Raw genomic sequence first — 6,540 nt, forward strand, 5'->3', positions numbered from 1 at the left:
CTCACGTCTGGTCCGTTGCAGGAGAAGGCTTTTCGTTAGACGAGGGGGGATAGCTGGCCTGACTGTGAGCCAGTGCGATCGTCGCTGCCGCCATCACGGCTATTGATAAGCCCAATGCCACCAGGCCAATATCGTTGGTATGCAGCGTTTCACCCAGCACGGTGACACCGAGCACCGATCCGACGATGGGCTCGGCGACGGTGACCGCCGGAAGCGACGCGGTGAGCGGCCCGGCCCGAAACGCCGACTGCTCCCAAGCGGTGGCCGCGATCGCCACCACAATCCACACGTACAACTCGGGTGCGCGCAACAACGCCGGGATGCCGCGGCCGAGTTGGTCGACCACGCCTTTGGTCAACACCGAAAACAATCCCCACAGTGAACCGGACATCAGGCCCAGCAACAATGCGCCGGCCGAGCCCGGGAACAGCCGCGCCCCGATCACACACAGAATCAACGCCGGAACCATCACCAGCGCCACGATGGTCCAGGTCTGCACCGACCCGCGCGGAGTCCCCTGCTCCGGGTCGCCGACTGTCACCACCACCGCAACGGCAGTCGCGAGCAATACGGCCCAAATCCCCTGCCGGCGTGTGATTCTGCGATGGTTAGCCTTGGCGCTGATGATCAGCGCGAAGAGCAGTGATGTCACCAAGAGTGCCTGCACCAGCACCACCGAACCCAGGCCCAGCGCCGCGGCCTGGAAGCCGAACCCGGCGGCAGCGACCAGGCTGCCCGTCCACCACCGTCTATCACGGAGCAGCCGGCGAAACAGGGCGAAGGTGCTGACCGGTTCATCGGTGACTTGTTGAGCGGATTGCTGCTGAACGACGTCTCCGGCGCCAACCATCAGGGCTGCCGCCACTGCGAGCAACACGGCGAGGTCTGTTTTGCTCATAACGATCTCCTAGGTAGTGCTGCTCGGCACTTCGCTTGTGGTGCAGTCGGTTTGCATCGGTTGCGCCAAGCCCGATGCGCCCGCCTTCGACCGACAACTCGTACGAGGGCCGGGAAGTACGCACCAACGCGTCGGGGGATGCCCAACGAAGGTCAGCTGTTGGCCGCGGGTCAAGCGCGGTCGGCATCGGTATAGCGGATGATGCCGCGGATGTTGCGGCCCTCCAGCATGTCGCGATAGCCATCGTTGATCTGCTCGAGGGTGTACTCGCGCGTGACCATGTCGTCGAGGTTGAGCTGCCCCAGCTTGTACAGCTCCAGAATCGCCGGAATGTCGTGCTGTGGGTTGCCGCCCCCGAACAGGCTTCCCTGCAGGCTCTTTTGCAGCAGCGTCAGACCGGCCAGATTGAGCGTGGTATCGGTGGCCATCACGTTGCCCATGGCCGTCAGCACGCAGGTGCCTCCCTTTGCGGTCAGGCTCATCCATTCCTCGACCTCACCGCCGTCGCAATGACCCACTGTGACAATCACTTTGCGGCACATCGCTCCCCAGGTGGCCTCGGCGATGGCAGCAGCGGCAGTGGTGACATCCGCGAAAGCCTCTGTCGCGCCGAACTTCAACGCCTGCTGGCGTTTCCAGTCGAACGGATCGACGGCGAACACGCGTCGGGCTCCGGCGATTCGGGCGCCCTGTATTGCTGCGACGCCGACGCCGCCGATACCGATCACCGCGACGTCATCGCCGGGTCCGACCGCCGCACTGCGCACTGCGGAGCCATAGCCCGTTGTGACGCCGCAGCCCACCAGGCAGGCCACGTCGAAGGGAATCGACAGGTCGACCTTGACTACCGACGTGTGGTGCACCACCACGTAGGGGGCGAATGTCCCGAGCAGCGACATCGGCACGACATCGTGTCCTTTGGCCGTCACCCGAAAGGATCCGTCGCACACCGATGCGCCGGACAGCAACCCCATGCCCAAGTCGCACAAATTACGCAAACCGACCTGGCAAGGCGTGCACTTGCCGCAGGACGGGATAAACGACATCACCACGTGATCGCCGACGGCCAGGTGCTCGACGCCGTCTCCGATTTCGGTGACGACGCCGGCGCCCTCATGGCCGCCGAGGACGGGGAAGCTCGGGATGGGGAAATCACCGGTCAGCAAGTGGTGGTCGGAGTGACACAAGCCGGCGGTCTCCAGTTGAACCGTCACCTCGCCGCGCCGCGGGTCGCCGATCTCGATCTCGTCGATCACCCACGGGTGGTTCAGGTCCCAGACCAGGGCGCCTTTGGTTTTCAACGGGTAGGCCTCCTGTTGCTGACCGCGTGTACTAACCGCTTAATTGTTAGCGCGGTCACAGACCGGCCCCCACCGAACTTAGACCAATACTATTGTCTATACAGTATTTGATACGATTCGCCGCGACTGACCGCAGCCAGACCGTTCGAGGTTGAAAACATGGGTACACCCGTAATCGTTGGAGCCGTTCGGACGGCGATCGGCCGTTCTTTCAAGGGCACGCTCGTCAATACACCACCCGAGACACTGATCACCGCGGTGTTGCCAGAGGTGGTGCGCAGGTCCGGTGTCGATCCGACCGCCATCGATGACATCATTTTCGCCGAATCGCATTACGGCGGTGGCGATCTCGCGCGGTATGCGGCGACGGCTACCGGTCTTGAGCATGTTCCGGGACAGTCGGTGAACCGGCATTGCGCGGGCAGCCTGACGGCTATCGGCAACGCCGCGGCGCAGATCGGCTCCGGCATGGAGCGTGTGTTGATCGCCGGCGGCGTGCAGTCGCTGTCGATGACGCCGCTGACCAACTGGCGGATTCCGGGCCCCGAGCTGAAGTTCGAGGAGCGCTGGATGCCGCCCACCCACGTAGAAACACCGGACGCGCCCGCCAAGGACATGTCCATCACTGTGGGCTGGAACACCGCCCAGGCGGTCGGCATCACACGCGAGGAGATGGACGCCTGGGCCGCGCGTTCCCATGAGCGCGCCATCGCGGCCATGGACGCCGGCAAGTTTGTCGACGAGATCCTCGCGCTGAAGATCACCCAGGTTGACGGCTCGGTGACCGAGTTCTCCGTCGACGAGCATCCGCGCCGGGACACCACCGTCGAGAAGCTCGCCGGCCTCAAGGTGCTGCACCCCGAGATCGAGGGCTTCTCGATCACGGCGGGCAACAGCAGCGGCACCAACGACGCCGCGGCCGCGGTCGCGCTCGTCGACAGTGACTACGCCCAGGCCGAGAGGCTCAACGCGATGGGTACGGTCAGGGCCTGGGCCGCCGCCGGCGTGCCGCCCAGGGACTGTGGTCTGGGCGCCGTGAAGGTCATCGGGAAGGTGTTGCAGCGGGCCGGTCTGTCACCCGGCGACGTAGCGCTGTGGGAGATCAACGAGGCCTTCGCATCGGTGCCGATCGCGGCGTGCCGGGAATACGGCATCGACGAGGAGAAGGTGAACTTCTCCGGTAGCGGCTGCAGCCTAGGTCACCCGATCGCGGCTTCCGGGGCGCGCATGGTGACCACGTTGGCCTACGAGCTGGCCCGCCGCGGCGGTGGTATCGGCGTCGCGGCGATGTGCGCGGGTGGTGGCCAGGGCGGCGCTGTCGTCATCGAGGTCTGAGCAACCGCTCGTTGTGCCAACCCGCTAGTTACAAAACGTGTAGCCGATGAACTGGGTGCCCTGCGTGTCGCCGCTCGAGTAGTTGGCGAAGTGCACCGCGGGCTCTCCGTTGTACTGGGTGTTCATCTTCTGCACGCTCGGTGGTGGCACCTCTTTGGGGAAGGCCAGAATCATGTCGGCGAAAATCTCCAAGCCGACCTGACAGATGGCCTCGCGCCGCGGCGGCTGCGGGTTCCATGCGTGCACAATTACCGGTTCGGTCAGCTGAGACCCGGCTGCGCAGTTGGGATCGCAGAGCTTGAACACCGCCGTACCGGTCCCGTCGGCGCCCTGCGGGCCCCACGAACTCCACGACATGTCCTGTAGCGCGACGGCCACACTAGCGCAGCCCAAAACGTTGAGTTTCTTGGGGCGGGCGACCGGCTGAACGGACGGGTTATAGCAGCCGGGAATGGCAAAGCTCTCCGGCGCTGAGGGCGACGGTTGGGTACTGGGCCCCGTCGCGCTTTGATGCCCTTGGGTCAGCTGACCTCCCACGAAGGTGATGACACCGGCCAGCGCCACCGCCGTCGCCGAGCCGATGACGATCAAACGCCCCCGAGGGATGTGCCGGAACCGCTTCAATAAAGGGACGTTGGCGTTGCCGCTCACACCCACCAGATTAGGGCACAAGCTTTCCGCGGGGGCGGTACCCGCCCACCGGGGCGTCACACGGTAAAGTTGGTCATCGCTACCAACATATTGAGGATTTCGTGGAGTCGCCGATGAATGACCATGACCTGGCCGCACGGTTGGCTACCGAGGCCGGTCGGCTACTGCTCGGGGTCCGTGAAGAGTTCGCCGATGCGGAAGCCGGCGACCGGAAAGCCGCGGGGGACAAGCGATCCCACGACTTCTTGATGGAGGCGCTCGCCGCGGAGCGGCACGATGACGCGGTGCTCTCCGAAGAGGGCGCCGACAACCCGGTGCGATTGCGCTCGGACCGCGTCTGGATCGTCGATCCGCTGGACGGGACGCGGGAATTCTCCGAACTCGGGCGCGACGACTGGGCGGTGCACGTCGCGCTCTGGGAGGCCGGTGAACTGGTCGCCGGCGCGGTCACATTACCCGCACAAGGCATCACGTTCGCGACTCCCGAGGTCGCTTCACCTCCGGTCGCGCCGGGCAAGCCGCGCATCGTCGTGTCGCGCACCCGTCCACCCGCGATTGCCCTGAACGTGCAGGATGCGCTGGATGGAGTCCTGGTGGAAATGGGTTCCGCCGGAGCCAAGGTGGCTTCGATCGTCCAAGGGTTGTCCGATGTGTACGTGCATGCCGGCGGCCAGTTCGAATGGGACTCCGCTGCGCCGGTGGCAGTGGCACGAGCCGCCGGGCTGCACACCTCTCGCATCGACGGCTCAGCATTGGCCTACAACCAACCCGACCCGAAGTTGCCGGATCTGGTGGTCTGCCGTCCCGAGTTCGCGGAAGCCGTACTCGCGGTTACCCGATCACCGCAATAGGCAGCCTCCGGGAGGACTTGTCGTTCGGTAACTTCGGGCGGGCGTCCGGTCAAACATACTGAGCTGTAAGGTAATTCGCCGTGTCGCTAATGATGGCAGGCGCGGGCCGAAAAGTCTTCGCTCGTCGGCGCATCGACATCGGCCGTCGCGCTGTTACATGATGGGGACGTCGGCCCCGCACTTGCCGGCGCGGTGATCACCGGGGCCCGGTCTCAAAGGAGCGGTCACCAATGTTGCGGATCGACACTCACCACCACGCCCTCCCGTCGTTCTATCGAGAGAAGCTGCGACAAGCCAAGATTGACGAAGCCGGAGGTCGCGCGCTGCCGGACTGGAGCCCCGAAGCGTCATTGCAGACCATGGCGGAACTCAACGTCGGCACCGCGATCCTTTCGGTATCGATGCCGGGTACCGCGTTCCTGCCTGGTGCGGCCGAGGCGGCCGCGCTGGCCCGCGACCTCAATGACTACCTCGCCGGTCTTGTCGCCGACCAACCAAGCCGGTTCGGATTCTTCGCCACCATCCCCACGCCGCACCTGCGCGAGTCTGTGGACGAGGTGTCCCGATCGCTCGACGAGTTACACGCCGACGGCGTGGTGCTGCTCGCCAACAGCGCGGGGACCTACCTGGGCCAGACCGGGCAGGACGACCTGTTCGCCGCGCTGGACGCCCGCTCTGCCGTGGTATTCATTCACCCCGGCGAGCTACCCGGCCCGGTGATCGACGGCATCGCACCGTTTGCCGTCGACTTCCTGCTCGATACCACTCGCGCGGCGTATCTGCTTGTGCGCAACGGTATTTGCCGTACCTACCCCAACATCAAGTTCATCCTCAGCCATGCGGGCGGGTTCGTGCCCTATGCCTCACACCGCATGGCGGTGAGCATCATGGGCGACACCGGACGCAGCCCAACCGACAGCCTGGATGACTTCGCCGGGTTCTACTTCGACACCGCGCTGTCCTCTAGCGCCGCGGCGCTGCCTAGCCTGCTTGCGTTCGCCAAACCCGGACACGTGACCTTCGGGTCAGACTGGCCCTTCGCGCCGGTGGCGGCCGGCAAGCTGTTCGCCGCCGGCCTGGAGACGTACGCGGACCTGCGCCCGGACGCCCGCGCGGCGATCGAGTGCAATACCGCGCTGAAGCTGTTCCCGCGGCTGGGCGTCGCGCCGCTACCCGCGCCGGGTTCGACACTCGACCAGGCCCGTCGCCGCGTCAGCAGGGCGGTCATGCGCAGTGTGGTACGGCTGGTCAACACGCGCTGACGTGCCCTCAGAGCCAGGCCTGCTGCCACGACTGGATGCGTTCGGCCAGTTCGGGTCCGCGATCCCATCCTCGGGCGGGCCGACAGCGCCCTGATCAAACACATTCCCGGCGCCGCGGGCCAGCCACACGCCCGCATCAACGCCAGTCACTTCATCCAAGAGGACCGCGGACCCGAACTGGCCGAACGCATCCAGTCGTGGCAGCAGGCCTGGCTCTGAGGGCACGTCAGCGCGTGTTGACC

Annotated in this window: 6 protein-coding genes and 1 pseudogene; 4 read left to right on the plus strand and 3 right to left on the minus strand. The window is 65.4% G+C overall.

Annotated features, from left to right (window positions below; genetic code table 11):
* Position 1: 1 nt before the first annotated feature.
* Both A5625_RS07290 and A5625_RS07295 read right to left on the minus strand, forming a co-directional pair.
* On the minus strand, positions 2 to 898 hold the full coding sequence (locus A5625_RS07290) for a DMT family transporter (RefSeq protein WP_066990827.1): 897 nt from the start codon (positions 896 to 898) through the stop codon (positions 2 to 4).
* Between the two features lie 170 nt (positions 899 to 1,068).
* Positions 1,069 to 2,199 (minus strand): NDMA-dependent alcohol dehydrogenase, encoded by a 1,131-nt coding sequence (locus tag A5625_RS07295; RefSeq protein ID WP_066990829.1) that lies wholly within the window; start codon positions 2,197 to 2,199, stop codon positions 1,069 to 1,071.
* Positions 2,200 to 2,358: 159 nt separating this feature from the next.
* Between A5625_RS07295 and A5625_RS07300 the strand changes: the two genes are divergently transcribed.
* On the plus strand, positions 2,359 to 3,534 hold the full coding sequence (locus tag A5625_RS07300; RefSeq protein WP_066990831.1) for a thiolase family protein: 1,176 nt from the start codon (positions 2,359 to 2,361) through the stop codon (positions 3,532 to 3,534).
* A 24-nt stretch (positions 3,535 to 3,558) separates the two neighbouring features.
* Here the strand turns inward: A5625_RS07300 and A5625_RS07305 are convergent, their stop codons facing one another.
* Positions 3,559 to 4,125 carry a hypothetical protein gene (locus A5625_RS07305; RefSeq protein ID WP_066990834.1) on the minus strand — a complete coding sequence of 189 codons (567 nt, stop codon included), beginning with the start codon at positions 4,123 to 4,125 and terminating at the stop codon, positions 3,559 to 3,561.
* A 173-nt stretch (positions 4,126 to 4,298) separates the two neighbouring features.
* Between A5625_RS07305 and A5625_RS07310 the strand changes: the two genes are divergently transcribed.
* The 3 genes and pseudogenes from A5625_RS07310 to A5625_RS28205 form a co-directional block, all read left to right on the plus strand.
* Positions 4,299 to 5,036, plus strand: coding sequence for a 3'(2'),5'-bisphosphate nucleotidase CysQ (locus A5625_RS07310; protein WP_066990836.1), 738 nt, complete (start codon positions 4,299 to 4,301; stop codon positions 5,034 to 5,036).
* 230 nt (positions 5,037 to 5,266) lie between these two features.
* The gene (locus A5625_RS07315) at positions 5,267 to 6,298 is read left to right on the plus strand and encodes an amidohydrolase family protein (protein ID WP_066990839.1); all 1,032 of its coding nucleotides are present in this window, start codon (positions 5,267 to 5,269) and stop codon (positions 6,296 to 6,298) included.
* A gap of 57 nt (positions 6,299 to 6,355) precedes the next feature.
* Positions 6,356 to 6,517, plus strand: a pseudogene (locus tag A5625_RS28205) (haloalkane dehalogenase); the annotation flags it as partial.
* Between the last annotated feature and the right edge of the window lie 23 nt (positions 6,518 to 6,540).

It is taken from the genome of Mycobacterium sp. 1465703.0, from assembly GCF_001672975.1.
Lineage (GTDB): Bacteria > Actinomycetota > Actinomycetes > Mycobacteriales > Mycobacteriaceae > Mycobacterium.

Excerpts from the sequence above, each read along its gene's own strand:
- A5625_RS07310 (WP_066990836.1), top strand. The coding sequence starts at position 4,299 with ATGAATGACCATGACCTGGCCGCACGGTTGGCTACCGAGGCCGGTCGG.
- A5625_RS07315 (WP_066990839.1), top strand. The coding sequence starts at position 5,267 with ATGTTGCGGATCGACACTCACCACCACGCCCTCCCGTCGTTCTATCGA.
- A5625_RS07300 (WP_066990831.1), top strand. The coding sequence starts at position 2,359 with ATGGGTACACCCGTAATCGTTGGAGCCGTTCGGACGGCGATCGGCCGT.
- A5625_RS07290 (WP_066990827.1), bottom strand. The coding sequence starts at position 898 with ATGAGCAAAACAGACCTCGCCGTGTTGCTCGCAGTGGCGGCAGCCCTG.